Genomic DNA, 22,930 nt, shown 5'->3' with positions numbered 1-22,930 from the left:
CATCCCACAGTCGTGGGGGAGTTGCTGACCGTCGGGCACGGCACAGCCGACCGGGTGCGGCTGGGAGAGTTGCTGACCGAGGCCGGGGTGGCCCTCCTCGTCGACGTGCGGCGATACTCGGCCAGTCGCACCAACCCCGACGTCCGGCGCGAGGAGCTGGAGCGGTGGCTGCCCGAGATCGGCATCGACTACCGCTGGGAGCCGCGCCTCGGCGGCCGCCGGCACACCCCGGCCGGGGAGCCGGAGCCGGACACCTGGTGGAAGGTCACGGCGTTCCGGGCGTACTCCGCGTACACCCGCACGCCGGAATTCGACGAGGCGCTCACCGAGGTGCTTGCCGACGCGTCCCGGCGGACCACAGCGGTGATGTGCAGTGAGAGCCTCTGGTGGCGCTGCCACCGCCGGCTGATCGCCGACGTCGCGATGCTCGGCCACGGGACGCCTGTGGCGCACCTGCTGCCGGACGGGCGGCTCAGCGCGCACCAACCCGCCGAAGGCGCCCGCCGACTCCCGGACGGGCACCTGTGCTGGGACGGTTGAAGCGCCCGCTCACTCCACCAGGTCGTCGGCGAGCAGGTCCATCAGCAGGCCGTCGTGCCAGCGCCCGTCCTCGCCCCGCTCGTGCCGGCGCAGCACGCCCACCGGGCGGAAACCAGCCTTGGCGTAGGCGCGGATCGCGGCGCTGTTCGCCGCCGCCGGGTCGATCGTGAACCGGTGGTGGCCGTACTCGTCGATCAGGTGTCGGGCCAGTGTGCGGATGGCGTCCACACCGAGCCCCGCGCCGCGTACCGCCGGGTCGAGGAAGATGTCCATGCTTGCGTGCCGGTAGTCCGGGTCGGACTCGGCGTACCACTGGATCGCCCCGATCACCCGACCGTCGTGCTCGATGGCGTACAGCGTCAGCTCGTCGTCGGCCAGGTCGGCGCGGACGGAGTCGGCCAGGTCGTCACCGCCGCGCCACCACCGGCGTACCTCCGGATCGGCCCGGATCGCCGCGAGGGCCGACACGTCGTCGTCGGTCACCGGACGCAACGTCACCGCCCGCCCCCGCAGCACGCGTCAGCCCCGGATCTCGCCGTGCGCGACGCAGACCGCCGACCAACCGACCGGCAGTACCTGCACCTTCATCCGGCGGCGGCAGTGCGCGCAGTAGCGCGGCGGCTCCAACGCCCGGGCCGCCGCGCACGGCTCGTGCCCACCGGCCGCCGCGTCCTCGCCACACCTGTCGCACCAGCGCTGCGCCGGTACGGTCTCGACAAGCTGGGTCACGTCATCCTCACGGATCGTCACTACAGGGTCGCCGACAGCGCCTTCACCGGCATCTTCAGCTCGTCGAGCAGCTCCAGGTCGGCGTTCGCCGGCCGACCCAGCGTGGTCAGGTAGTTGCCGACGATCACCGCGTTGATGCCGCCCAGCAGACCTTCGCGGGTGCCCAGGTCACCGAGGGTGATCTCCCGGCCGCCCGCGTACCGGAGGATGGTGCGCGGCATGGCCAGCCGGAACGCGGCGATGGCCCGCAGCGCGTCCTTGCCCTCGACCACCTGGCGGTCACCGAGCGGGGTGCCGGGGCGGGGGTTGAGGAAGTTCAGGGGAACCTCGTGCGGGTCGAGCTCGGCGAGCTGCGCGGCGAACTCCGCCCGCTGCTCGACCGTCTCGCCGAGGCCGAGGATGCCGCCGCAGCACACCTCCATGCCGGATTCCCGAACCATCCGCAGCGTCTCCCAGCGCTCCTCCCACGAGTGCGTGGTGACCACGTTCGGGAAGTAGGACCGGCAGGTCTCCAGGTTGTGGTTGTAGCGGTGCACACCCATGTCGACAAGGTCGTCGACCTGCTCCTGCGAGAGCATGCCCAGCGACGCGGCGACCTGGATGTCGACCTCGGCCTTGATGGCGGCGACGCCCTCGCGCATCTGCTTCATCAGCCGGGCGTCCGGACCACGCACCGCGGCCACGATGCAGAACTCCGTCGCCCCCGTCTTCGCGGTCTGCTTGGCGGCCTCGACAAGCGACGGGATGTCCAGCAGGACCGAGCGCACAGGGGAGGTGAACAGGCCGGACTGGGAGCAGAAGTGGCAGTCTTCGGGGCAGCCGCCGGTCTTGAGCGAGACGATGCCCTCGACCTCGACCTCCGGGCCGCACCAGCGCATCCGCACCTCGTGGGCGAGCTGGAGGGCGGCGGGCAGGTGCTCGTCGGGCAGGTTCAGCACGGCGAGGACGCCGGCCTCGTCAAGACCGACACCGTCACCCAGGACCTGGGTACGGGCCTGGTCGAGGATCTCTGGCATGGCTCGTACCCTACAAGGGCGCCCCGGTCAGCCGGAATGGCCCGCCGGCCGGTTGATCTCGGGCGGCAGCGCCCGCTCGGCGGGTGGCCGCGCCGGATCGGCGGTGGCGGAGCCGTCGGTTTGGCGGTGGCGGGTGGTAATTTCGCCCGGCGGGTCTCGGCGGATAGCAGTGAAGGGGTGACGGTGGCGGACTGGCTGGCGGCGCTCGACCGCCGCGCGGAGTTGCGGGCCAAGGCCGGCCTGACCCGTCGACTGCATCCGCGACCCGCCGGCGACGGCATGACCGACCTCGCCGGCAACGACTACCTCGGCCTGGCCACCCACCCGCGGGTCACGGCCGCCGCGGCGGCGGCCCTGTCGGCGTACGGGCTGGGGGCGACCGGGTCGCGCCTGGTTCGCGGGTCCACCGACGCGCACCAGGCGTTGGAGGACGAGCTGGCGCTGTGGCTGGGCACCGACAGGGCTCTCGTCTTCTCCTCCGGATACCTGGCGAACCTCGGTGCCCTGCGGGCCCTCGTCCAACCACGCACGCTGCTCGTGTCCGACGCGCACAACCACGCGTCGTTGATCGACGGCTGCCGGATCTCGGGCGCGGAGACGGTGGTCACGGCGCACGCCGACGTGTCGGCTGTCGCCGCAGCCCTCGCCGTGGCGCCGGGCCGTCCGGCTGTGGTGGTCACCGAGTCGGTCTTCTCGGTCGACGGTGACCTCGCCCCGCTGGCCGACCTGCACGCGGTGGCCCGCCGCTACGGTGCGTTGCTGCTTGTCGACGACGCGCACGGGCTCGGCGTGACAGGGCCGTCGGGTGCCGGCGCGGTGGCCGCCGCCGGGCTGGCCGGGCAGCCGGACGTCGTGGTCACCGCCACCCTGTCCAAGGCGCTGGGCGGCGCGGGTGGCGTGGTCGCCGGGCCGGCCGAGTTCGTCAGGCACCTGGTCGAGACCGGCCGTACCTTCATCTTCGACACCGCGCTGCCGCCGGCGGTCGCCGCCGGGGTCCACGCCGCGCTGCGGCTGGCCCGCGACGGCGACGACATGCGGGCCGAGTTGGCCGACCGGGTGGCGCTTGCGGTCGGCCGGCTGCGCGCTGCCGGGCTCACCGTCTCCGCACCGGACGCGGCGGTGATCTCGGTGACCGCTCCCGGCCCGGAGGCGGCGACCGCCTGGGCCGCCGACTGCCGCGATCGTGGTGTCGCGGTGGGCTGTTTCCGGCCGCCGTCGACCCCGGACAGCCGCTCCCGTCTGCGGCTGACCGTCAGCGCCGGGGTGCCGCGCGCGGATTTCGAGCGGGCGTTGGACGTCATAGTGGACCTGGCACCGTGAGCGCGAGGAGTGAGCCGGGTTTGCGAGCCCCGCAGTCGCGAACAAAGGCTGAAGAGTGAGCGCGAGGAGTGAGCCGGGTTTGCGAGCCCCGCAGTCGCGAACGAAGGCTGGCACCGTGAGCGCGAGGAGTGAGCCGGGTTTGCGAGCCCCGCAGTCGCGAACAAGGGTGGAAGAGTGACCGCGTGGGACGGTCCGGTGCTGGTTACCGGCACCGACACCGAGGTGGGCAAGACAGTGGTGACCGCGGCGATCGCGGCGGCCGCGCAGGCCGCCGGGCTGCGGGTGGCGGTGGTCAAGCCGGGCCAGACGGGCACGGCCGGCGGGGAGCCGGGTGACGTGGACGTGGTCAACCGGTTGGCGGCGCCGCTGACCGGCCGCACTCTGGCCAGCTTTCCGGATCCGCTCGCCCCGCTGGCGGCCGCCCGGGTGGCGGATCTGCCGCCGTTGGAGTTGTACGCGGCCGTGGACGCCGTCCGGGACGAGGCGGACAAGCACGACCTGGTGCTTGTCGAGGGGGCCGGTGGCCTGCTGGTGCCGATGGGTCTGCGCCCGTCGGGGGAGCCGTGGACGATGGCCGATCTGGCGGTGTCGCTTGGTGCGCCGGCGGTGGTGGTCGCCCGTGCCGGTCTGGGCACCCTCAACCACACCGCGTTGACGATGGAGGCGTTGGACAGGCGTGCGGTGCCGGCGGGTGTGGTGATCGGCGCCTGGCCGTCGTCGCCGGAGTTGGTGCACTGGACGAACCTCACCGACCTGGTCCCGAATCTGTTGGGCGCGGTGCCCGACGGCGCCGGCGCGATGGATCCGGGCGTGTTCCGACGGTCGGCTCCGGGCTGGCTCACTCCGGCCCTGCACGGGGTGCTCGACGACTGGCGGGTGTGGGCCGAGGAGAGCAGCTGAACACCTGACTTTCGGTGGTATCCGCGCTGGTCGGGCGTGGGTAGCCTGGCCGCCGTGGGGATCCTGGGCCGGTTGGTGGCCGGTGCGCCGTCGTGGGCGTACCGGTGGCGGCGTCCGCTCGTGGACGTGCTGCTCTGGATGGTGGTGGCCGCGCCGATCGTGGTTGCGAGGCTGACGCCGCCGGATCCGCGTTTCGGTGCGGTGCTGCTGGTCGGCTCGTTGGCGGTGCTGGCGGCGGCTGTGGCGTCGGCGCGACGCTTGCCGCTTGTGGGGCTGCTGCTTGTGGTGCTCGGTTCGCTTGTCGACGGCAATTTCGTGTTCGCGATCCCGGTGTTCAGTTATCTGACCGGGCGGCGCAGCGGGGGCGCGGCACCGGCGGCGGTGCTGTTCAGCGTGATCGCGGTCGGTGGCACCGTGCTGAACCTGGGGCTGCTCGACACCGGTGCGGCCACCTGGTTCCTGTTGGCCTCGGTGTTGCTGTTCGCCGGGGTGTTCCCGTGGCTTGTGGGCCGGTACCGCCGGCAGCAGCAGGAGCTGGCCGATGCCGGTCGCCGGCACGTCGAGGCACTGGCGCGCGAGCGGCGGGGCGCCGCCGAGCGGATCCGGCTGCGCGAGCGGGCACGCATCGCCGAGGAGATGCACGACTCGCTCGGCCACGATCTGAGCCTCATCGCCCTGCGGTCGGCCGCGTTGGAGCTGGCAAGCGATCTGGCCCCGGGGCACCGGGCGGCGGTGGGTGAGTTGAGGGCCAGCGTCGCGGCGGCTACCGAACGCCTGCACGACATCATCGGGGTGCTGAGGGACGAGGACGGCTCGGCCGGTGTCCGGCCGGTGGGGGAGACCGTCTCGGACCTGGTGGCCGGTGCCCGGGAGGCGGGGATGGTTGTCGAGTTGGACGCCCCGCCGGGCGTCGTCGAGCTGCCCGGGATGACCGGGCCCGCCGCGCACCGGGTGGTCCGGGAGGCGCTGACGAACGCGGCGCGGTACGCCCCGGGCGCCCCGGTCGCCGTCACCCTCGCCCTCGACGGGGACGGGATCGAGGTGCGGGTGCGCAACGGGCCGCCGCCGGCCGGTCCACTGCCTCGGCTGGCGTCCTCGGGTAGTGGCCTGCTCGCCCTCGCCGAGCGGGTACGGCTGGCCGGCGGTGTCCTGGCGGCGGCGCCGTGTCCGGACGGCGGCTTCGCGGTGCGGGCGCGGCTGCCCGCCGACCCGGTTGCCGGAGTTTCCGTCAGCCGGTGGCCGGCCGGTCCCGTCGAGCCGGGCGCGGCGACCGACGGTCCGCTGCCCAGCGATGGTGCGCTCAGCGATGGTGCGCTCAGCGATGGCGGCTCGGCCGGCGGTGGGTTCGAGCGGCCGGCCGATGCCGAGCGGCGGCTGCGTGAGGCCCGGCGTCGGGTCCGGCGAAGCCTGTTGACCGCGCTCGCCGCGCCGGCCGGTCTCGCGCTGGCCCTGTCGCTTGTCTACTACCCGTTCGCCACGGCCGGGACGGTGCTCGACGAGCCGACGTACGACCGGATGCGGCCCGGTACGGCGCGTAGCGACCTGCCGGGGCTGCCCCGCCGGCAGCTCACCCCGCCGCTCGGTGCCTCCGAGCCGGGCTGCGAGTACTACACGGACGGCAACTTCCCGCTCGCCGAGCCGACCTGGCGGCTCTGTTTCGCCGACGGCCGGTTGGCCAGCAAGGAGCGCATCGCACAGTGAACACCGACAGGGTCGGGGCGACGCCGGTGCGGGTGGTCCTCGCCGACGACGAGGCGATGATCCGGGCCGGTGTGCGGGCCATTCTCGCCGCCGACCCAACCATCGAAGTGGTCGCCGAGGCCGGCGACGGGCGGGCGGCGGTGGAGCTGGTCCGGGCGCACCGACCCCGGGTGGCGTTGCTGGACATCCGGATGCCCCGGCTTGACGGGTTGGCAGCCGCCGCCGAGATCCACCGGCTGGCACCGGCCACGGCGACGATCATGCTGACCACCTTCGGTGAGGACGACCATGTGGCCCGTGCGCTGGGGCACGGCGCGAGCGGGTTCCTGCTCAAGGCCGGCGACCCGCGTGAGCTGATCGCCGGGGTGCACGCGGTCGCCGACGGCGGTGCGTACCTGTCGCCTCGGGTGGCCCGCCGGGTGATCGAGCTGGGTGCCGGGCGGTTGGCCCGCCGGCCCGCGGCGCGGGACCGGACCGCAGGGCTTACCGAGCGGGAGCGTGAGGTGCTGGCCCTTGTCGGGGCGGGGCTGTCCAATGCGGAGATCGCCCGCCGGCTGCACCTGGTGGAGGGGACCGTGAAGAGCTACCTGACGAGCATTTTCACTCGTCTGGACGTGCGCAACCGGGTGCAGGCGGCGATCATCGCCTACGAGGCGGGGCTTGTCGACGGGTGAGCGGGGGCCGGGTCGGCCCCCGCCCACCTGTCAGGCGTCGCGGCGGCGCAGCGCGGCCCGGCCCAGCAGCAGCGCGGCACCGGCCCAACCGGCGAGCAGCAGCAGCCCGACCGCGCCCGGGTAGGGCTCGGTGTCGCCGGCCAGGAAGTGCCCGCCGGCCACGCCGGGGAAGACGTCGGCGATCCGGTGCAGCACGGCGATGTCCGGCTCCTGAAGGGACAGCGGCACGATCATCAGGGTGGCGAACAGCACGGTGATCGTGAGTACCGCGCTGCGCAGTGCCGCGCCGAGGCCCAGCGCGAGCACGCCGACAAGCGCCAGGTAGGTCGCCACCGCCACGATGTCGCCGATCGTGTCGGCGACCGGGGCGCTGCCCCACTCGCCAAGCGTCGGCCGTGCGACGAGGGCACCGACGCCGCCGAGCAGCAGCCCGAGGGCGAAGGTGACGGTCCCGGCGACCACGGCCTTGGCCAGGAGTACGCGACCCCGCGCCGGGGTGCACTGCAACGTGGTCCGGATGGTGCCGCTTGTGAACTCCGTGGTGATCGCCAGCAGGCCCAGCGCCAGCACCGCGTACTGGGTCAGCTCGACGGAATTGATCACCACGCTGCCGGCGGTAACGATTCCCCTGTCGTCGAGCGGGTCGTCGTTTGTGTTGTCGTTTGCCGCGTAGATGGCCAGTTGGAGGGCGCTGGCGGCCATCAGCAGCAGCCCGGCCAGCATCGTCGACCAGGTGCTGCGGACCGAGAACAGCTTTGTCCACTCGGCGGCGACCGCACCGCGGAACGCGGCCGGAGCATTCGGTGACGCGGCGGGGCGGGCACCCGCGACGGTGTTCGTGCTCATCGTGCTCCACCTCCGGTCGGGCCGCCGGCGTACTCGACGCTGTCGGCTGTCAACTCCATGAACGCCTGCTCCAGCGACGCGCCGTGCGAGCTCAGCTCGTGCAACCGCACTCCCAGCTCGTACGCCAGGTCACCGACGCGGTCCACTGTGGTCCCGGTGACGGTCAGCTCGTCGGCACCGGCCGGCTCGACTGTGGCGCCGGTCGCGGTGAGACGCGCGGAGAGGGTGGCCAGCCCGTCGGGGTGCGGGCTGCGGACCCGGACGGCTGTCGCGCTGCCGGCGATCACGGCACCGATCGGGGCGTCGGCGAGCAGCCGTCCCCTGCCGATCACCACGAGTTGGTCGGCGGTGAGCTGCATCTCGCTCATCAGGTGGCTGGAGACGAAGACCGTACGTCCCTCGTCGGCAAGCGACCGCATGAGCTGCCGGACCCAGCGCACCCCGTCCGGGTCGAGGCCGTTTACCGGCTCGTCGAACATCAGCACCGGCGGGTCGCCGAGCAGAGCGCCGGCGATGCCGAGCCGCTGGCCCATGCCGAGGGAGAGGGTCCGGCCGGGTTTGCCGGCGGCGCGCCCGTCCAGCCCGACGGTGCCCAGCACCTCGTCGACCCGGCGGGCCGGGATGCCGTTGCTGCGAGCCATGGCGAGCAGGTGCGCCCGACCGGACCGGGCGGGGTGGATGGCTCGCGCGTCGAGCAGCGCGCCCACCTCGTGCAGCGGTCGGCGCAGCTCCCGGTAGGACCGGCCGGCGACCAGGGCCTGCCCGGCGGTGGGCCGGTCCAGGCCGAGGACCATCCGCATGGTTGTGGACTTGCCGGCGCCGTTGGGGCCGAGGAAGCCGGTGACCCGGCCGGGCGCGATGTCGATTGTCAGCGCGTCGACAGCGAGGGTCTCCCCGAACCGCTTCGTCAACCCACGTAATGTGATCATGCGCTGACGCTAGGCGTGTGGCCCCCTGCTCGGCCGCGCCCGAACGGCACCACCGCCCCCTGACTTTGGTCAGGTGGACGACGGCATGATCATCGTATGTAGTCGGTAAGCAGCGCGGGTGTGAGGCCGGCGCGGTGGATCGCCTTCAGCGCCGCGAGGAGGTCGTCCATGAGCGCCGGCCGGAAGTGCATGAGCAGCACGTCTCCGGGGTGGACCACCTTCTCCGGCGTCTGGTAGCGCACCTTTCCCTCGTGAACCGTTTCGGACCAGTGCAGGACGGCTTTCCCGCCGCAGTCGTGGGCGGCCTGCAAGGTGGTGGTGTCGTAGTTGCCGAACGGAGGGCGGAAGAGGGTGGGTCGCTTGCCGAACAGCGCCTCCAGCCTGTCCGCCCCACCGCAGATTTCGTGCTTCTGGTAGGCGTACGACCGGCCGGCGAGCGAGGTGTGCGTGATGGTGTGGTTCTCGATGATCCCGCCCACGGCCTCGATCTGCCGGAAGTAGTCGGTGTGCTCCTGCGCCGCTGGTGAGTTCAGGAACATCGTGACTGGGATCCGCGCCTCCCAGATGAAGTCGATCACCTCGGGTGGGCGGGCCAGCCCACCGTCGTCGATGGTGATGAAGGCGACCTTCTGCTCGGTCGGCACGCGGTGCCAGAACGGTGCGGCGCCGGTCGCGGGAAGCTGCACCGGTTGCGGCACCGGCGACTCGGGAAAGGTCGGCACCTGGGACAGGTACCAGGCCAGGCTCCCGGGGGCGGGCTTCGCGGACGGCGAGGTCGACGGCGTGGGAAGCGGGGCCGACGGGGTCGGCCGGTCCGCGGTGATCCGTCGGGCGTGCGACGCCGGGCTTCCTGCGCAGGCACTCAGCACCAGCAGGGCCAGAAGTGGTACGACGGCGAGGATCCGACGAGCAGGGGTCGCTGACACGCCCGGAAACCTACCGAGTTGATCAGGAGCCGGTCAGCCCGGTGTTCCCCGAAGAGCGCTTGACGACGAAGGCGTCCGGCATCCGGAAGGTGAGGTTGTCGGGGCACCAGGGTGGGCGGACCACCGTCACCCCGTCCAGCAGCGGTGCGGCCTCGTCCACCACGACGGCCGCCTCCATCCGGGCCAGCACGTCGCCCACGCAGCGGTGCGCGCCCGCACCGAACGCCAGGTGCCGGCGCGACCCGCGTTGGCCCGGGCGGAACTCGTCGGGCGCCTCGACGACCGCCGGGTCCCGGCCGGCGCGGGCCAGCCACAGCACGAGACTTGTGCCCGCCGGCACGTGCTGCCCGCCAAGCGTGCTGTCCGTCGACGCGACCCGGCGCCAGGTCACGATCGGCGGTTCCAGCCGCAGGCCCTCCTCCACCACGTCGGCCACGGCGACCTCGCCGGTGCGCAGGCCGGCCCGCACGGTGGGCTCGCCGGCCAGCCGGTGCAGCAGCAGGGTGAGGAACTGCGAGGTGGTCTCCTGGCCGGCGACCAGCAGGAAGAAGAGCGCGCCGACCACCACGTCCGGCGGGTGCCCGGCCGCGCGCAGCTCGGCGGCCAGGCCGCCGCCGGTGGTGGCGAAGTCGCGCAGCACGCCGTGGAACCTGCCCACCTCGGCGGTGAGCGCCAACTGTCGCTCGCCGTCCAGCGGGGCCCAGAACAGCTCCAGCGCCGCGCGGGCGAATTCCTTCACCGCGCCGACCGGCGCGTCCGGCAGCTCGACCAGCCGGGCCAGGACCAGCAGTGGCAGGTCGGCGGCGAGGTCCGCGTACAGGTCGACCGGCTGCCCGGCGTCCAGCGTGACGCCGAGCCGGGCGACCCGGTCGCGGACCAGCGCGGTGAGCCACGGACGTTGCGCGGCGACCCGGGCCGGGTGCAGCGCGTCGGCGACGATCGCCCGGATCTGCGGATGGCTGGCGCCGGAGTTGTTCGCCAGAGTCGGCGGCAGGCGGAACCGGTGCCCGGCGAGCACCCGCAGCGCGGTCACAGGCATCGGGGTCACCGCGTCCAGCGCGTTGTCCGGGCGGTAGGTCGCCGGGTCGGCGAGGACCTGACGGACCAGCGCGTGCCGGGTGACCACCAGATGGGGTACGCCGACGTGGTCGGTCACCGTGGCCACGTCCGGCCAGGGTGCCTCGACCTCGGACGCCCAGCTCCGGAACAGCACGCCGACACGCTAGCCGGAGGCCCCCGGCAGGCCGGCCCGCAACTGCCACACGGTGGTGCGCTTCACCCGGACGCTCTCCAGGGCCTCCGGCACCGGCACGTCGTAGCTCGCCAACTCGTCGAAACGGTCCCGAGGCAGGAACGCCCGCCCGGGGTCGCCGACAAGCGCCGGGGCACCGGCACGGGCGGCACGCAGCAGGAACCGCAGCACCCGACGGGCCATCGCCTCGCTGTAGAAGACGTCCCCGGCGAGCACCACCTCGGCGTCTCCGGCGTCGCCGTCGAGGACGTCGCCGAACTCGGCGTCGACGCGTACCCCGTTGGCTTCGGCGTTGAGCGCGACTGCCGCGACTGCCAACTCGTCCACCTCGACGGCCCGCACGGATGCCGCGCCGGCCCGGGCGGCGGCGATGGCCACCAGGCCGGAGCCGGAGGCGAGATCGAGCACCCGGCGGCCGGCGACCAACTCCGGGTGGTCTGTCACATAGCGGGCGAGGGCCTGGCCGCCGGCCCAGGCAAAGGCCCAGAACGGCGGCGGCCGGTCGGTGGAGAACTCGCCCTCGGTCAGCTCCCAGAGGCCGATCGGCTCGTCCGCCTGGTGCAGCCGCACCTCGGGCACGAACGCCACAGGGGCGAGCCGGGCGTGCAGCCGGACGAATGTGGTGGAGAGTTCGGACACGCTGGCGATTGTCCCAGCGACCAACCGCCGGGCGTGTCGTGGGGGTCGGTGACCGGTTCACCACACTCGGTGATAACACGCCCTGTCCTTGCCACCCGGTGCGAACACACCCGTCTGGTCCGGTCGACGGCGCGCTCCTAGCGTTGCGTGGTGGAGACGACCGAACGGAGGACGGCGGTGGTGACGGTGTGGCGGAAGGCGCTACGGATCGGGGTGGTGCTGATCTGCCTGGGCGGGGTGGAGCTGGCGATGGCCGCTCCGGCGCAGGCGGCGTTCGCCACCGAGTTGAGTGGGCTGCCGGACAAGTTCACCGCCGGCGACCGGGTGCGGACCCTCTCCGCGGTGGTCTCGCGGACCGACAGGCGCGGCGGCTGCGTCAAGGTGCGCTGGTCGATGGTGCTGAGCGTGCAGGGCATCCGGCTCGACCAGGTGAAGATGGACCGGGTCGAGGAGACCGGCGACTTCCCGCTGGAGATCCGGACCGACGGCGACGTGGCCCGGCTGACCGACCGGCAGCTCGACCCGGGCACGCTCTGCCCGGGCCGGACGGTCACCGCCCGCTACCGGGTTGCCTTCGCCGAGGACGTCACCCAGGGCCGCGTCACCCTCGCCGCCGAGGCGTACGACGCGAACCTGCGCCTGCTGGCCCGGCAGACTGCAACCCGTTCGGTGGTGGGGGTGCTCGGCGCGCCCAGCGCGAAGCCGACCCCGACGCCCACCGAGCCCAGCGCCCCCGCGAGCGAACCGGCCGAGGCCAGCAGCCCGGAAGACGAACAGGTCGTGGACCAGCCGGTCGACGCCGCGCCACCGGCGGCCGGCGCGAGCCGACCGGTCGCGCAGTCCGGTGGATTCGGTGTGGTGCAGGCAGCCTTCCTGCTCGGTGCCCTGCTGCTCTCACTCGGGCTGGGCCTGCTGCTGCGGCTGCGCCACCTCACCCGCGCCGCGCCCGACGGGGCTGACGACCCGCCGCAGGACCGGCGCTGGGAGCGACCGCCGCCGACCGACCGCTGGCGACCGGCCCGCCACTGACCCGGGGCGTCGGGGCCGGCGGGAGTCCCGCCGGCCCCGACTGTGTCACTTCGAGAACGCCTGGAACTCGGCGATCCTCACCTGGCTGCGGGCCGGGCTGGCGGTCGCGCAGTCCGTCGTCGTGGCCGGGTCGTTGTCCTGCTCACCCGCGTAGTGCGGGCCGCCCGTGCACTGGCTGGCCAGCACCTCCAGGCGCAGGTGCGTGGCGTGGGTGGTGGGCACCGCGAACGTCCGGAGGTTGATGTCCCGGGTGTACGCCCGGTACGCCCCGCCGGGGAACGCGTCGTTGGCGCTCGTGTAGATGCGCTTCCAGCGCGTCGGGTCCGTGCAGTCGGTGGTCTTCGCGTTGCACGCCGACACCGCGAACGAGCGCAGCGCGCTGAGCGCGTTCTGACTGCCGGTGTCGGCGTCCCCGGTGATCGCCGGGCGCAGCATGGCGCTGACGTTCACCCGCTTGATCAACTGGGGTGCGGTGCCGGGCAGCGCCACGGTGACCTGCTTGCCGGCCACCCCGTCGAGGGACGCCCAGTTCGTGGCCTCGGTGTCGTCGCCGATCCGGTCCAGGTTGACCCCGTCGCCGGTGATCGTGGCCCCGGAGGCGGTGGACGCGAGATTGCGGCTCATCCGAAGGTCGATGTGCCCCTTCTTGCCGGCCTTGGCGACCACGCTGAGCCGCTGGTGCCCGAAGCCGGGCGCGACGGCGAGCAGGTCGTACGTGCCGGCCACCAACTCCACGGTGTCCGGGATCGGCGTGGCCGGGTCGGTGTCGGCGATGGGCGTGGCCCGCGCCTCGTACGCCCCGACGTACACCCGGATGGGCGCGTCGGCGCTGTCCCCGCGCGGGCGCAGGGTGAGCGTCGCGTTGCCGCCGCGCGGAGAGGCGAAGCTCGGCGTCGGGTCGGTGTCGGCCGCGCCGTTGGTGACGGCGTCCCGGCCCATCCCGGAGCGGGCGAACTCGGCCCAGATCAGGTCCTGGTTCGCTCCGCCGAAGCGGAGCAGGTCGGCGGTGAGCATGTTGTCCCGCATGTCGAGCATGCTGACCTGGCTGGCGGCCTGCAGCAGGAACGAGTCGAAGACCAGTTGCGACCAGCGCCGGTTGCCCGGGCACTTGTCGGCGGCGACCTTCCCCTGCGCGCATTCCAACTGCTGCTTCGGGGTGCCGAGGCCGTACCGCTTGACGAGTGCGGACCGGACCCGGAAGTTGGTGGCGCCCCAGATCTCGCCGTCGGCGTGCACGGCCGGGCCACCTGTGTTGTAGCCGATGTCGGAGTAGTTGAGCGGGCTGCGGCTCAGGTCGTAGTTGCGGATGCCGCTCACCAGGTTGCCGGTGACGTACCCGCCGGTGACGAAGGGCGACTCGCCGGGGGCGCGCAGCCCGTGCTGGAACAGGTACTCGGCGGCGAGCAGGTCGCCCCACGACTCGCCCATGGCGCCGCCCTGGTGGCCGCTGATCCCGCTGTTCGGGCCGGCGATCATCCGGTTGGTGATGGCGTGCGCGTACTCGTGGCCGATCACCGTCATGTCGTAGTCGCCGTCCACGCACGGCGGGTACGGGCCGCCGGCCTGCGGTTGCCACAGGTACATGTTGGTGGTTGGCGGCAGCCCGTCGCGCGGGGTGCTCTGGTTGGCGTTGTTGCGGTTGCCGGTCAGCGCGCCCTGCTGCGCCCGGCCCTGCTCGGCGTCGCCGCCCAGCCCGTCCGGGGTGAGGTTGACCGCCTGCAGGTTCCACGCCGACTCGGTGAAGCCCAACTGGTAGGACCAGTCGTGCATCCGGTTGTGCATGGCGAAGAGGTTGGCGATGGACGCGTCCGCGTCGTTGCGCTGGGCGGAGGTGAACACCTCCGGGTTGCACTTCGCCTGGTGCCACTGGTCGGTGAACGGGTATTCGTAGCGGCGGTCGGGGCTGGTGGGAGCCGGGACGGCCGGGGTGCCCGCACCCCAGGAGAGCACCGTGTTGGCGGAGTTGCCGCGCGAGGTGAAGGTGGGCGTGCCGGTGGCCGCGTCGACGTCCCACGGCTGGCCGGTGGCCGGGTCGCGCCACGCTGCCTTGCAGCCGGGCGTCGGGTCGCCGCACCAGCGCACCCGGGGGTCCTTCCCCGGGCCGAGGTTGCGGGGCGGGGTGGCCGGGAAGACCGCCCAGCTCGGGTTGTCCGAGTCGTAGTCGACGAGATCTTCACGGACCAGCACCTGCCCGGTGATGCCGTCCACATAGGTGGTGAACGCGGCCGGGTGGTCGGTGTTCGCGCCGATGACTGTCACCTCGTAGGCGGCGCGGGGCCCGTCCAGCGGGGTGGGCACGGCCACCTCACGCACGCTGTGGCTGGCCACCGCGTCGGGGGTCAGTTTGGCGTCGGCGAGCGCGTCGGCGTACGCCTGCTCGGCGGTGCGGGTGGCCGGCGCGGGCGGGCTCGTGTCGCGGGCCAGCGACGAGCTGACCGAGAGCACCGACCCGCCGCTCACCGCGAGGGTGACAAGGCCGTCCGGCCCGGCCGGCAGGTCGCCGAAGCGCTGCCGGAGGGTCACCACGGCACCGGTGCCGATGGGCCGGACCAGCACCCGTTCCAGGTCGGCGACGGTGGCGGCGTCCAAACCGAACAGTTCGCGGTTGGCGGCCAGGTACGCGCGGGCGGTGGCCTCCGGGTCGGCGGGCAGCCCGGTGGCGAGTGGGGCGCTGCCGGGGCCGAGGGCGTGCGGCGTGCCGAGGCGGTTCCATCGCACGTCGGGGTCGGCGGCGCGGGCCAGGCCGCGTTGGCGGGCGTCGGGTGCCGCCGTACCGGGGCGGTTGTCGACGTCGGCGCTCTGGTGGCCCTCGGCGAACGGCCCGGAGGAGCGTTCGGCGGCCGGTGCCCCGCCGGTGGGGGCGGCGGTGCTGGCACCGGTGGGGAGCAACGCGGCGGCGGTCGCCGTCGCCGCCAGGACGGCGACGAGCCGGCGTCGTCGCCGGCTCGTCGGGAGTGACCACTCGGATCGGGGCACAGAACCTCCTCATGGGAGCGGGATGGCCGGCGGGCCGCCGACCGGCGCATGCGGTTAAGCATGCGCATCTGTGAATATCAGTCGGCAGGGGGTGCGGCAAGGTCCTGTGCTCGACTTTTCCGCGAGGTCAGCACGGTTGAAGGGGTGGTGTCCGGTAAGGGCGCAATGGCCGCTGCGGTCGATACCACGGCGGCTGCTGGCGGCTGAGGTGTGGCGGCGGCGGGCTGCGACCGGATCAGGGGCCGGCGTGGGACATGCTCAGGGGCCGGCGTGGGGCGTGCTCAGTCGGCCGGAACCCAGTCGGGGTCGCGGCCGAAGGCGGCCAGCAGGCGGTCCTGTTCGTCGGCGTCGGCGGGGAGCGGCACCGCGTCCTGGACCAGGTTGTTGCCCCGATAGGTGTCGACCTGGCCGGCGAACCACCTGGCGCACACGCGTACCGCGTCCGGCTCCAGCCGTGGCTCGGCCCCGATCGCCACCGCCAGGTCCCAGCCGTGCACCAGGTGCTCGGCGAGGAGCTGCTGGATGTACTCCGCGGCAGGTGTCGCGCCGCTGGAGAGGTGCACGGTGCGGTCGATCGTGCCGGGATGGGTGGCGGCGATCTCGGCCTGCGCGGTCGCCTCGCGCGCCGCCGTGGCCGGGTCGGCGCCGAGCTGGTCGCCGTCGAAGCGGTCGCCGACCTCGTCGATGGTGCGGCCGGCGAGCAGCGGGACGCTCCACCGGTCCTCGCTCACCATGTGGTTGACGAGTGTGCGTACGTCCCAGTCCGTGCAGGGGGTCGGGTCGGACCACTGGCTGGGCCCGACCTGGTCCACCCGGTCGACGAACTCGGCCAGGCTCCGGCGGTACGCCTCCAGCAGATCCATGCTGCCGATTGTTCCGCCCGGCGGGGGTGCTTCGAGCCGTTTTGCCCGGCTCGGGCGTGGGGATCGTGCCGGCTCAGTCCAGGACTGCCGGCTCCAGGCCCAGCTCCCGGGCGGTGACCAGCCGCACCCACTCCCCGAACTGGCGACGGGAGATCACCCGCTCGTGCACGGCGAGCTGGACGGCGAGGCCATCCACGACGGCGCTGATCCGCCAGGCGGCCCCGTCCGGGTCGGCGCACTGGAAGGTGCCGTCGGCGACCCCGGCGGAGATCACCTCGGCGAGATCCTCCCGCCAGCGCAGGTCCAGCCGGCGGGAGGCCCTCTCCACCTCGGGGGTGCGGAGCGACTCGGACCAGCCGTCGATCCACATCGACCAGGCGGTCGGTCGTCCGGCCGGGGTGTAGAGCTTGAGGATCCGGCGGAGCTTGGTAAGCGGCGGGGCCGAGGATCGGGTCACCGCGTCCAGTCGGGCCAGGTCCTGCTCGACCGCGTACGCGAACGCCTGCGCGAGCAGCCGTTCCTTCGTGGCGAAGTGGTAGAAGACAAGTGCCTGGCTGACCCCGGCGGCCTGTGCCACGTCCGCCGTTCGGGTGTTGGCCAGACCGCGCTCCACAATCACGTCACAGGCCGTGCGCAGAAGGGCATCCAGTCGAATTTCGGCCGCACGTCTCGTCACGACCGTTACCGTAGCCCATCCAACCGAACACGAACAGTTACCATCGCCGCTTGATCGGCAGTGTGGCAGTCGGAAGCCGGACACTTTCGAAAGTCGTCCCGCATCGTTCTTTTGAGGGTGTTCGTCGAGGTCTGACGGCACCGGCCGGCCGTGCCGACCGCCCGCCGGCAACCGCGCCACCCGGCGGGACCGATCGGGGGCCGATGGGCTCGGAATGTCACGGTCGGTGGCCGGTGGGGGAACCAGAGCAGCCCCCTAGGAAGCTCGCCGGCCGTGGCCTCGGTCCCTGCGGCACCCGTCCCGGTCCCTGCGGCGCGGGTGAGCCGGCACGAACGGGACGCGCCGACATGACCCCCGATTTGGCAGTCGTTCACCGGCTCGGCTAAAGTTCTGATCCGTCACCCGGGAACACCGGGGGGCGTGCGGACGTAGCGCAGCTGGTAGCGCATCACCTTGCCAAGGTGAGGGTCGCGGGTTCGAATCCCGTCGTCCGCTCGGAGCTGCCGCCACGCATGACGGGGGCAACCTCGGTGGGGTGGCCGAGAGGCGAGGCAACGGCCTGCAAAGCCGTGTACGCGGGTTCAAATCCCGTCCCCACCTCGGCAACAAGCTAGGGCGATTGGCGCAGTGGGAGCGCGCTTCCTTGACACGGAAGAGGTCACTGGTTCAAACCCAGTATCGCCCACACGAGGAGAAGGGCTCGCTACCGATTTCGGTAGCGAGCCCTTCTGCATGTGCGGCTCGACTCAGAACGTCAGCAACCGGAAGGTGCCGGCGGTGCGGAAGCCGAGGCGGCGATAGACCGGCTCCGCGACAGGAGTCGACGTGAGGGCGACGGTGCGCAGGCCCCGGTCGCCGGCCAGGTCGAGGGCGGCCCTGGTCATCGCGGCGCCGATGCCCCGCCGCCGCTGCTCCGGCTGGGTGCCGACGAAGTAGAGCGTGAGCATGTCGTGGCTCATCCAGGCGACAGCCGTCCCGACGATCTGGCCGTCGAGGTGACCGGCCAACCTGAGCACGGTGCCGTTGCCGGTGAACGCCTTCTCCCGGTCGATCACCGCCGCCACGCCGTCGGCCGGAATGCCGGACACGCGGGCGTAGGCCGCGACGAACGCCTCCAGATCGGTGCTCAGGCTGATGTGCAGCCCGGCAGGCGTCGGAGCGTCGACCACGTCACCGATCTCGACCGTCATGATCGGCATCTGGGCGACCTCGACGGCACCGAGGGACACCAGGCCGTCGGCGAGGTCGCCGTCGCTGTCCGGGCCGACCCACCACAACCGGGGTACGCCGTCGAGCCGGCGCCGCGCCTCGGCGAGAGCTTCCCGCGGCGTACGTCCGGTCGAGCGCAGCACGCCGTTGAGCGGGGCGTGCGGTACGTCGCTGCGATAGGTCACCAGGTCGGGGCCGCTGGGCTCGCCGACGTTCCAGCCCAACAGGTAGGCACGGTGTGCGGCCAGCACGGTGTCGAGAGAGGCCATGATCCGGATCCTAACGCGGGCTCTGGCAGCGCCAGACCGCGTCGCTGAGTCGGGTGACTCCGCCCGCGCGGCTCGCGGCGGCGCGGTCCGGTCAACGCGTCGACGCGGAGGACGCGGCGGGCCGTCCACCTCGTTCGAGGCGGCCGGCCCGGCGCGTGCTCCTGCGGGTGCACCGGCCACGGCCGGTGGTGCCTGTCACAGCGGCGGGGCGATGTCCCGCCGCTCCTCGACCCGGCGGTACTCCACCGGCTCCTCGACCCGCCGGTACTCGACCGGCTGTTCGGTGGTGGCGGCGGGGACCGCCGAGCGGCGACGACCCCAGATCAGCGTGGTCATGATCAGGCCGAGCACGCCGGCCGCCATCAGGATCCAGCCGACCACGTCGAGGTCGAGGCCGCCAACGTTCGCGTCCAGCGCGAAGGTGAGGATCGCGCCGAGCGCGATCAAGAAGATGCTGGTGCCGATACCCACGACAGCCTCCTTAGGGGGTGTGGTGCGCTGTCGAGATTCATCAGTACCCCGACGCCCAGCAGCGCAATCGCCCCCCGTCCGAGGGGGCCGCGCTCGGCGATCTTGGCATCGGGTAGAGTTCACCCGTCGCCGGCGCACGCCGGAGACGTGCGGACGTAGCGCAGCTGGTAGCGCATCACCTTGCCAAGGTGAGGGTCGCGGGTTCGAATCCCGTCGTCCGCTCGCGATCCGCCCCCCACGACCTTGTTGTCGGATTGGGCGGGGCACCACGGGCGATTGGCGCAGTGGGAGCGCGCTTCCTTGACACGGAAGAGGTCACTGGTTCAAACCCAGTATCGCCCACCAGCACACGGCAACGCTGCGCCCGGCCCGGACGCAGCGCCACGCCGATGACTGTCGAGTCGGCCGGTCTTCAGGCCCGCACCACCGGCAGATCCAGCACCTCGTCGATCCCGCGGCGCGGGGTGGGCCGGCCCGGCTGGCCGTACCCGATGCGCAGCACCATCTGCGGCGCGCCGAACCGCCCCAGCGACAGCCGCAACTGCTCCCGCGCGGTGGGCACCTCGATCGGCTGGGACAGCATCGACACGCTCAGCCCGGAGTCCGTGGCGGTGAGCAGTATCCGTTGCAGGGCCTGACCGGCGACCACCTGGTCGACGGCCGTGCTACCCACCGATCCGAGCACCCCCACCAGCGGCTCCGGCTCGAAGTCCCGCCCCGGGGCCCGGTCGCGCCCGCCGAAGCCCCGCGCCGGCAGCACGTCCTGTGGTTCGCTCTGCGGGCCGCCGGCCGAGGCGGGCACGCCGTCCGGCGCGGGCTCCCGGCGCAGCCAGGCCTCGCGTTCCGTCCGGTAGGCGGGGTCGCGTTCCAGCACCCGGTGTGCGCTGCGGGCGACCTCACCGAGGGCGGTCACCGCGCTCACCCCGATCAGCAGTTCCAGCCAGCACTGTTCGGCGCGGGCCGCCTCGACGAGCCGCCAGCGGACGTCGGACGGCACCGGGTCGGGCCAGAACGGCATCCGGTTGCTGAACCGGTGCGGGATGGCCGCGTGCAGGCTCTGCTCGGTGGGGGTGGGGCGACGCGGCAGGTCCGGCACCAGCCGGGCCAGCAGGTCCGGCTCGGACGGGTCGGGGCGCAGCCGCACCTGGGCCGGCATGCCGGCGACGGCCAACGCCAACCGCAGGTTGAACAGCGCCGCGCCGCAGGCGACCCGGGCGCCCCAGCCGCTCGGGTCGGTCGCCGGCAACCGCCGGGCCGGGTCGACAAGCACCTCGATGCCTCCGTCGCGCAGCCGCAGCCGCCACGGCTGGGTGTTGTGCAGCGACGGTGCCCGGACCGCGTCGACGGCGGCGGCCCGCAGGTGGTCCGCGGTGTAGCCGATGTCCATGGCGGTGCTCCCTTCCCGGTGGGCCGACGGCGGGGAGACGCCGCGACCGCTGACACCTCTACGGTCCGCCGTGGGGTGCCGGCCGAGCAGGGCCTTACGTCCCGATCCGGTGGGCCCGACCGACCCTGCCGGGGCCGTCCCACACGCCGCCGGGACGGGGGTACGGCGGGTCGGGACCTTCGGCCCGTGCAGCCGGCCCTCGACACCTGTAGAAACGAGGGATGATCCGCGTCTTCCTGCTCGACGACCACGAGGTCGTCCGTCGTGGCCTGGCCGACCTGCTGCAGAGCAGCGGCGACATCGAGGTGGTCGGCGAGTCCGGTTCGGCACAGGAGGCGGCGCGCCGCATTCCGGCGCTGCGGCCCGACGTGGCGATCCTCGACGCCCGCCTGCCCGACGGCAATGGCATCGACGTGTGCCGGGACGTCCGCGCCGTCGACTCGTCCATCAAGGGTCTGATCCTCACCTCGTACGAGGACGACGAGGCGCTGTTCGCGGCGATCATGGCGGGGGCCGCCGGGTACGTGCTCAAGCAGATCCGCGGCACCGACCTTGTCGACGCGGTGCGCCGGGTGGCGGCCGGGCAGTCGCTGCTCGACCCGGCGATCACCGCGCGGGTGCTGGAGCGCATCCGCAACGGCGTCGAGCAGCCCCGCGAGTTGAAGTCGCTCACCGAGCAGGAGCGGCGGATCCTGGAGTACGTGGCGCAGGGGCTGACCAACCGGGAGATCGCCGGGAAGATGTTCCTGGCGGAGAAGACGGTGAAGAACTACGTCTCCAGCGTGCTGGCCAAGTTGGGCCTGGAGCGCCGGACCCAGGCGGCCGTGCTGGCTACCCGCCTGCTCGGCAAGACGCCCTGACCTGACCTCCGGTGCCGGTCAGTCGCGTAGCGGCACCGACCAGCACAGCTCGGTGCCGTGCGGGTCGACCTGGCGGATCGTGAAGGTGCCGGCGAGGCGCTCGGCACGCTCCCGCAGGTTGACAAGCCCACCCCTGGCGGCTGCCGGGTCGCAGCCCACCCCGTTGTCGGTGACCGTGAGGGTGACCTGGCCGTCGGCGACGCGTATGGCCACGGCGACCTGGGTGGCCTGCGCGTGGCGGACCGCGTTGGACAACGCCTCGCGCAGCACGGCGGTGAGGTCGGGGCGGATCGCGTCCGGGACGGCGCTGTCCACCGGCCCGGTCAGCTCCAGGTGCGGTCGGTGGCCAAGTGACTCGGCGGCGGCCTCGATCGCCTCACGGATCTCGGTGCGCAGCGCCGCGGACATCGGCGTACGCAGCTCGAAGATGGTCCGGCGGATGTCGCGGATGGTCGCGTCGAGATCGTCGACGGCCGCGTTGATCCGGTTGGCCACCTCCGGGCGGCCCATCGGGGCGGCGCTCTGCAGTTGCAGGCCGGTGGCGAAGAGCCGCTGGATCACCACGTCGTGCAGGTCCCGAGCGATCCGCTCGCGGTCCTCCAGGACCACAAGCAGCTCCCGCTCCTCCTGACCGCGCGCTCGCTCCATGGCCAGCGCGGCCTGCCCGGCGAAGCTGCCCAGCAGGGCCACGTCCTCGGCGCTGGTGCCGCCGCCGCGCTCCGCCGCGTGGGCCACGATCAGCACACCGTGCAGCGTCTCGGCGGTGGCCAGCGGCGAGATCGTCGCCGGGCCGGTGCGCAGCAGCGCCGGCCACGGCGCGGCGTGCGCCAGGTCGTCCACCTGGTCGTGCCGGCCCTCGGCCACCGCCGTGCCGAAGCTGGTCTCGGCGGCCGGCAGGACGGCGCCGACAAGCGCCCGTGCCTGCTCGTCGGCGCCGTCGACCACCTCGACGGTGAACTGGTCGGTGTCGGTGTCGTGCAGCAGCACAAGCGCCAGCTCCGCCTCGGCGACCTCCCGGGCGCGGCGGGCGACGAGCGTCAACGCGTCGGTGCGGCGGACCTCACCGAGCAGCACCGTGGTGATCTCGGCGGTGGCGGCCAGCCAGCGTTCCCGCCGGTGCGCCAGGGCGTAGAGGCGGGCGTTCTCGATGGCCACGCCGGCGGCTGCGGCGAGCGCGACGACGATCTCCTCGTCGTCGTCGGTGAACTGCGCGCCGCCCTTCTTCTCGGCCAGGTAGAGGTTGCCGAACACCTGCTCCCGGATGAGCACCGGCACGCCCAGGAAGGTGTGCATGGGCGGGTGGTTGGCCGGGAAGCCGTAGGAGAGCGGGTGCTGGGTGATGTCCGGCATCCGCAACGGCCGGGGGTCGTCGATGAGCAGGCCGAGCACACCCCGCCCGTGCGGCAGGTCACCGATCTGCTCGTGCTGTTCGGCGGTGATGCCGTGCACGATGAAGTCGTGCAGCAGGCGGTCCGGGCCGACCACGCCCAGCGCGCCGTACCGGGCGCCGACCAGCTCGCAGGCCGCCTGCACGATGCGTTGCAGGGTGGTGCGCAGATCCAGGTTGGTGCCGATGCCGACCACCGCGTCGAGCAGCGCCCGCAGCCGTTCCCGGCTGGTCATCACCTCACCGACCCGGTCCAGCATCTCCTGGAGCAACTCGTCGAGGCGTACCCGGGACAGCGGGCTCAGCCCGAGCGACGGCGTCACCGGGAATT

At 72.9% G+C, this 22,930-nt stretch carries 22 protein-coding genes and 5 tRNA genes; 12 read left to right on the top strand and 15 right to left on the bottom strand.

Annotation, left to right across the window (positions count from 1 at the left end):
• The first annotated feature begins 12 nt into the window (after positions 1-12).
• Positions 13-540: a DUF488 family protein gene (locus ACFY2Q_RS24880; protein ID WP_387133987.1), complete on the top strand. Its 528-nt coding sequence runs from the start codon at positions 13-15 to the stop codon at positions 538-540.
• Positions 541-549: 9 nt separating this feature from the next.
• On the opposite strand, the gene ACFY2Q_RS24875 is transcribed toward ACFY2Q_RS24880, so the two are convergent.
• The 3 genes from ACFY2Q_RS24875 to bioB are packed head-to-tail and all read right to left on the bottom strand — an operon-like array spanning position 550 to position 2,285.
• Positions 550-1,056, bottom strand: a complete 507-nt coding sequence (locus ACFY2Q_RS24875) for a GNAT family protein (protein WP_357005055.1) — start codon at positions 1,054-1,056, stop codon at positions 550-552.
• A gap of 3 nt (positions 1,057-1,059) precedes the next feature.
• Positions 1,060-1,269 carry a hypothetical protein gene (locus ACFY2Q_RS24870; protein WP_387133985.1) on the bottom strand — a complete coding sequence of 70 codons (210 nt, stop codon included), beginning with the start codon at positions 1,267-1,269 and terminating at the stop codon, positions 1,060-1,062.
• A gap of 20 nt (positions 1,270-1,289) precedes the next feature.
• Complete coding sequence (bioB, locus tag ACFY2Q_RS24865; RefSeq protein ID WP_387133983.1) at positions 1,290-2,285, bottom strand: biotin synthase BioB; 996 nt, start codon at positions 2,283-2,285, stop codon at positions 1,290-1,292.
• Between the two features lie 183 nt (positions 2,286-2,468).
• Here bioB and ACFY2Q_RS24860 point away from each other — a divergent pair, with 183 nt between their 5' ends.
• The 4 genes from ACFY2Q_RS24860 (at position 2,469) to ACFY2Q_RS24845 (ending at position 6,880) form a co-directional block, all read left to right on the top strand.
• Positions 2,469-3,605: an 8-amino-7-oxononanoate synthase gene (locus ACFY2Q_RS24860; RefSeq protein WP_387133981.1), complete on the top strand. Its 1,137-nt coding sequence runs from the start codon at positions 2,469-2,471 to the stop codon at positions 3,603-3,605.
• 195 nt (positions 3,606-3,800) lie between these two features.
• Positions 3,801-4,505 (top strand): dethiobiotin synthase, encoded by a 705-nt coding sequence (gene bioD / locus ACFY2Q_RS24855; RefSeq protein ID WP_387134078.1) that lies wholly within the window; start codon positions 3,801-3,803, stop codon positions 4,503-4,505.
• Positions 4,506-4,559: 54 nt separating this feature from the next.
• Positions 4,560-6,206, top strand: a complete 1,647-nt coding sequence (locus tag ACFY2Q_RS24850; RefSeq protein ID WP_387133979.1) for a sensor histidine kinase — start codon at positions 4,560-4,562, stop codon at positions 6,204-6,206.
• Positions 6,203-6,880, top strand: coding sequence for a response regulator (locus ACFY2Q_RS24845; RefSeq protein WP_387133977.1), 678 nt, complete (start codon positions 6,203-6,205; stop codon positions 6,878-6,880). Before ACFY2Q_RS24850 ends, ACFY2Q_RS24845 begins: the two co-directional genes overlap by 4 nt.
• Positions 6,881-6,910: 30 nt before the next feature.
• Here ACFY2Q_RS24845 and ACFY2Q_RS24840 read toward each other — a convergent pair whose 3' ends face one another.
• The 5 genes from ACFY2Q_RS24840 to ACFY2Q_RS24820 form a co-directional block, all read right to left on the bottom strand.
• Positions 6,911-7,726, bottom strand: a complete 816-nt coding sequence (locus ACFY2Q_RS24840; protein WP_387133975.1) for an ABC transporter permease — start codon at positions 7,724-7,726, stop codon at positions 6,911-6,913.
• Positions 7,723-8,655: an ATP-binding cassette domain-containing protein gene (locus tag ACFY2Q_RS24835; protein ID WP_387133973.1), complete on the bottom strand. Its 933-nt coding sequence runs from the start codon at positions 8,653-8,655 to the stop codon at positions 7,723-7,725. The genes ACFY2Q_RS24840 and ACFY2Q_RS24835 overlap by 4 nt, the downstream gene beginning before the upstream one ends.
• 89 nt (positions 8,656-8,744) lie before the next feature.
• Positions 8,745-9,581 carry a polysaccharide deacetylase family protein gene (locus ACFY2Q_RS24830; RefSeq protein WP_387133971.1) on the bottom strand — a complete coding sequence of 279 codons (837 nt, stop codon included), beginning with the start codon at positions 9,579-9,581 and terminating at the stop codon, positions 8,745-8,747.
• A gap of 22 nt (positions 9,582-9,603) precedes the next feature.
• Positions 9,604-10,794 carry a cytochrome P450 gene (locus tag ACFY2Q_RS24825; protein WP_387133969.1) on the bottom strand — a complete coding sequence of 397 codons (1,191 nt, stop codon included), beginning with the start codon at positions 10,792-10,794 and terminating at the stop codon, positions 9,604-9,606.
• Between the two features lie 9 nt (positions 10,795-10,803).
• Positions 10,804-11,472, bottom strand: coding sequence for a class I SAM-dependent methyltransferase (locus tag ACFY2Q_RS24820; RefSeq protein WP_387133967.1), 669 nt, complete (start codon positions 11,470-11,472; stop codon positions 10,804-10,806).
• A gap of 150 nt (positions 11,473-11,622) precedes the next feature.
• Here ACFY2Q_RS24820 and ACFY2Q_RS24815 point away from each other — a divergent pair, with 150 nt between their 5' ends.
• Complete coding sequence (locus ACFY2Q_RS24815; RefSeq protein ID WP_387133965.1) at positions 11,623-12,501, top strand: hypothetical protein; 879 nt, start codon at positions 11,623-11,625, stop codon at positions 12,499-12,501.
• A 45-nt stretch (positions 12,502-12,546) separates the two neighbouring features.
• Here the strand turns inward: ACFY2Q_RS24815 and ACFY2Q_RS24810 are convergent, their stop codons facing one another.
• The 3 genes from ACFY2Q_RS24810 to ACFY2Q_RS24800 all read right to left on the bottom strand — a co-directional run bounded on the left by ACFY2Q_RS24810 (position 12,547) and on the right by ACFY2Q_RS24800 (position 17,016).
• Positions 12,547-15,477, bottom strand: coding sequence for a M36 family metallopeptidase (locus ACFY2Q_RS24810; protein ID WP_387133963.1), 2,931 nt, complete (start codon positions 15,475-15,477; stop codon positions 12,547-12,549).
• 281 nt (positions 15,478-15,758) lie between these two features.
• Positions 15,759-16,340: a TIGR03086 family metal-binding protein gene (locus tag ACFY2Q_RS24805; RefSeq protein ID WP_387133961.1), complete on the bottom strand. Its 582-nt coding sequence runs from the start codon at positions 16,338-16,340 to the stop codon at positions 15,759-15,761.
• Positions 16,341-16,413: 73 nt separating this feature from the next.
• Complete coding sequence (locus ACFY2Q_RS24800) at positions 16,414-17,016, bottom strand: TetR/AcrR family transcriptional regulator (protein ID WP_387133959.1); 603 nt, start codon at positions 17,014-17,016, stop codon at positions 16,414-16,416.
• Positions 17,017-17,438: 422 nt separating this feature from the next.
• Here ACFY2Q_RS24800 and ACFY2Q_RS24795 point away from each other — a divergent pair.
• The 3 genes from ACFY2Q_RS24795 (at position 17,439) to ACFY2Q_RS24785 (ending at position 17,701) form a co-directional block, all read left to right on the top strand.
• Positions 17,439-17,511: transfer RNA gene (locus ACFY2Q_RS24795), tRNA-Gly, on the top strand.
• Positions 17,512-17,545: 34 nt separating this feature from the next.
• Positions 17,546-17,616: transfer RNA gene (locus tag ACFY2Q_RS24790), tRNA-Cys, on the top strand.
• Positions 17,617-17,629: 13 nt separating this feature from the next.
• Positions 17,630-17,701: transfer RNA gene (locus ACFY2Q_RS24785), tRNA-Val, on the top strand.
• 61 nt (positions 17,702-17,762) lie between these two features.
• Here the strand turns inward: ACFY2Q_RS24785 and ACFY2Q_RS24780 are convergent.
• Together ACFY2Q_RS24780 and ACFY2Q_RS24775 are read right to left on the bottom strand one after the other, a co-directional pair.
• Entirely contained in the window at positions 17,763-18,494 is a 732-nt protein-coding gene (locus tag ACFY2Q_RS24780; protein WP_387133957.1) for a GNAT family N-acetyltransferase, read from the bottom strand.
• Between the two features lie 195 nt (positions 18,495-18,689).
• Complete coding sequence (locus tag ACFY2Q_RS24775) at positions 18,690-18,965, bottom strand: DUF6458 family protein (RefSeq protein WP_387133956.1); 276 nt, start codon at positions 18,963-18,965, stop codon at positions 18,690-18,692.
• Positions 18,966-19,114: 149 nt separating this feature from the next.
• On the opposite strand from ACFY2Q_RS24775, the gene ACFY2Q_RS24770 reads away from it, so the two are divergent.
• A tRNA-Gly gene (locus ACFY2Q_RS24770) sits at positions 19,115-19,187 on the top strand.
• A 48-nt stretch (positions 19,188-19,235) separates the two neighbouring features.
• Positions 19,236-19,310: transfer RNA gene (locus ACFY2Q_RS24765), tRNA-Val, on the top strand.
• A gap of 67 nt (positions 19,311-19,377) precedes the next feature.
• Here the strand turns inward: ACFY2Q_RS24765 and ACFY2Q_RS24760 are convergent.
• The gene (locus ACFY2Q_RS24760; RefSeq protein ID WP_387133954.1) at positions 19,378-20,352 is read right to left on the bottom strand and encodes an Acg family FMN-binding oxidoreductase; all 975 of its coding nucleotides are present in this window, start codon (positions 20,350-20,352) and stop codon (positions 19,378-19,380) included.
• A gap of 221 nt (positions 20,353-20,573) precedes the next feature.
• On the opposite strand from ACFY2Q_RS24760, the gene ACFY2Q_RS24755 reads away from it, so the two are divergent.
• Positions 20,574-21,212: a response regulator gene (locus ACFY2Q_RS24755; RefSeq protein WP_387133952.1), complete on the top strand. Its 639-nt coding sequence runs from the start codon at positions 20,574-20,576 to the stop codon at positions 21,210-21,212.
• Positions 21,213-21,230: 18 nt separating this feature from the next.
• Here the strand turns inward: ACFY2Q_RS24755 and ACFY2Q_RS24750 are convergent, their stop codons facing one another.
• On the bottom strand, positions 21,231-22,904 hold the full coding sequence (locus ACFY2Q_RS24750) for a GAF domain-containing protein (RefSeq protein ID WP_387134077.1): 1,674 nt from the start codon (positions 22,902-22,904) through the stop codon (positions 21,231-21,233).
• Positions 22,905-22,930: the final 26 nt, after the last annotated feature.

This window comes from Micromonospora sp. NPDC000316, assembly GCF_042898885.1.
Taxonomy (GTDB): Bacteria; Actinomycetota; Actinomycetes; order Mycobacteriales; family Micromonosporaceae; genus Micromonospora.
Note: the sequence above shows the minus strand (reverse complement) of the source record. Positions and strands in the feature narration are given on the sequence as shown.

Excerpts from the sequence above, each read along its gene's own strand:
- ACFY2Q_RS24780 (WP_387133957.1), bottom strand. The coding sequence starts at position 18,494 with ATGGCCTCTCTCGACACCGTGCTGGCCGCACACCGTGCCTACCTGTTG.
- ACFY2Q_RS24835 (WP_387133973.1), bottom strand. The coding sequence starts at position 8,655 with ATGATCACATTACGTGGGTTGACGAAGCGGTTCGGGGAGACCCTCGCT.
- ACFY2Q_RS24840 (WP_387133975.1), bottom strand. The coding sequence starts at position 7,726 with ATGAGCACGAACACCGTCGCGGGTGCCCGCCCCGCCGCGTCACCGAAT.
- ACFY2Q_RS24805 (WP_387133961.1), bottom strand. The coding sequence starts at position 16,340 with ATGGATCTGCTGGAGGCGTACCGCCGGAGCCTGGCCGAGTTCGTCGAC.
- ACFY2Q_RS24755 (WP_387133952.1), top strand. The coding sequence starts at position 20,574 with ATGATCCGCGTCTTCCTGCTCGACGACCACGAGGTCGTCCGTCGTGGC.
- bioB (WP_387133983.1), bottom strand. The coding sequence starts at position 2,285 with ATGCCAGAGATCCTCGACCAGGCCCGTACCCAGGTCCTGGGTGACGGT.
- ACFY2Q_RS24760 (WP_387133954.1), bottom strand. The coding sequence starts at position 20,352 with ATGGACATCGGCTACACCGCGGACCACCTGCGGGCCGCCGCCGTCGAC.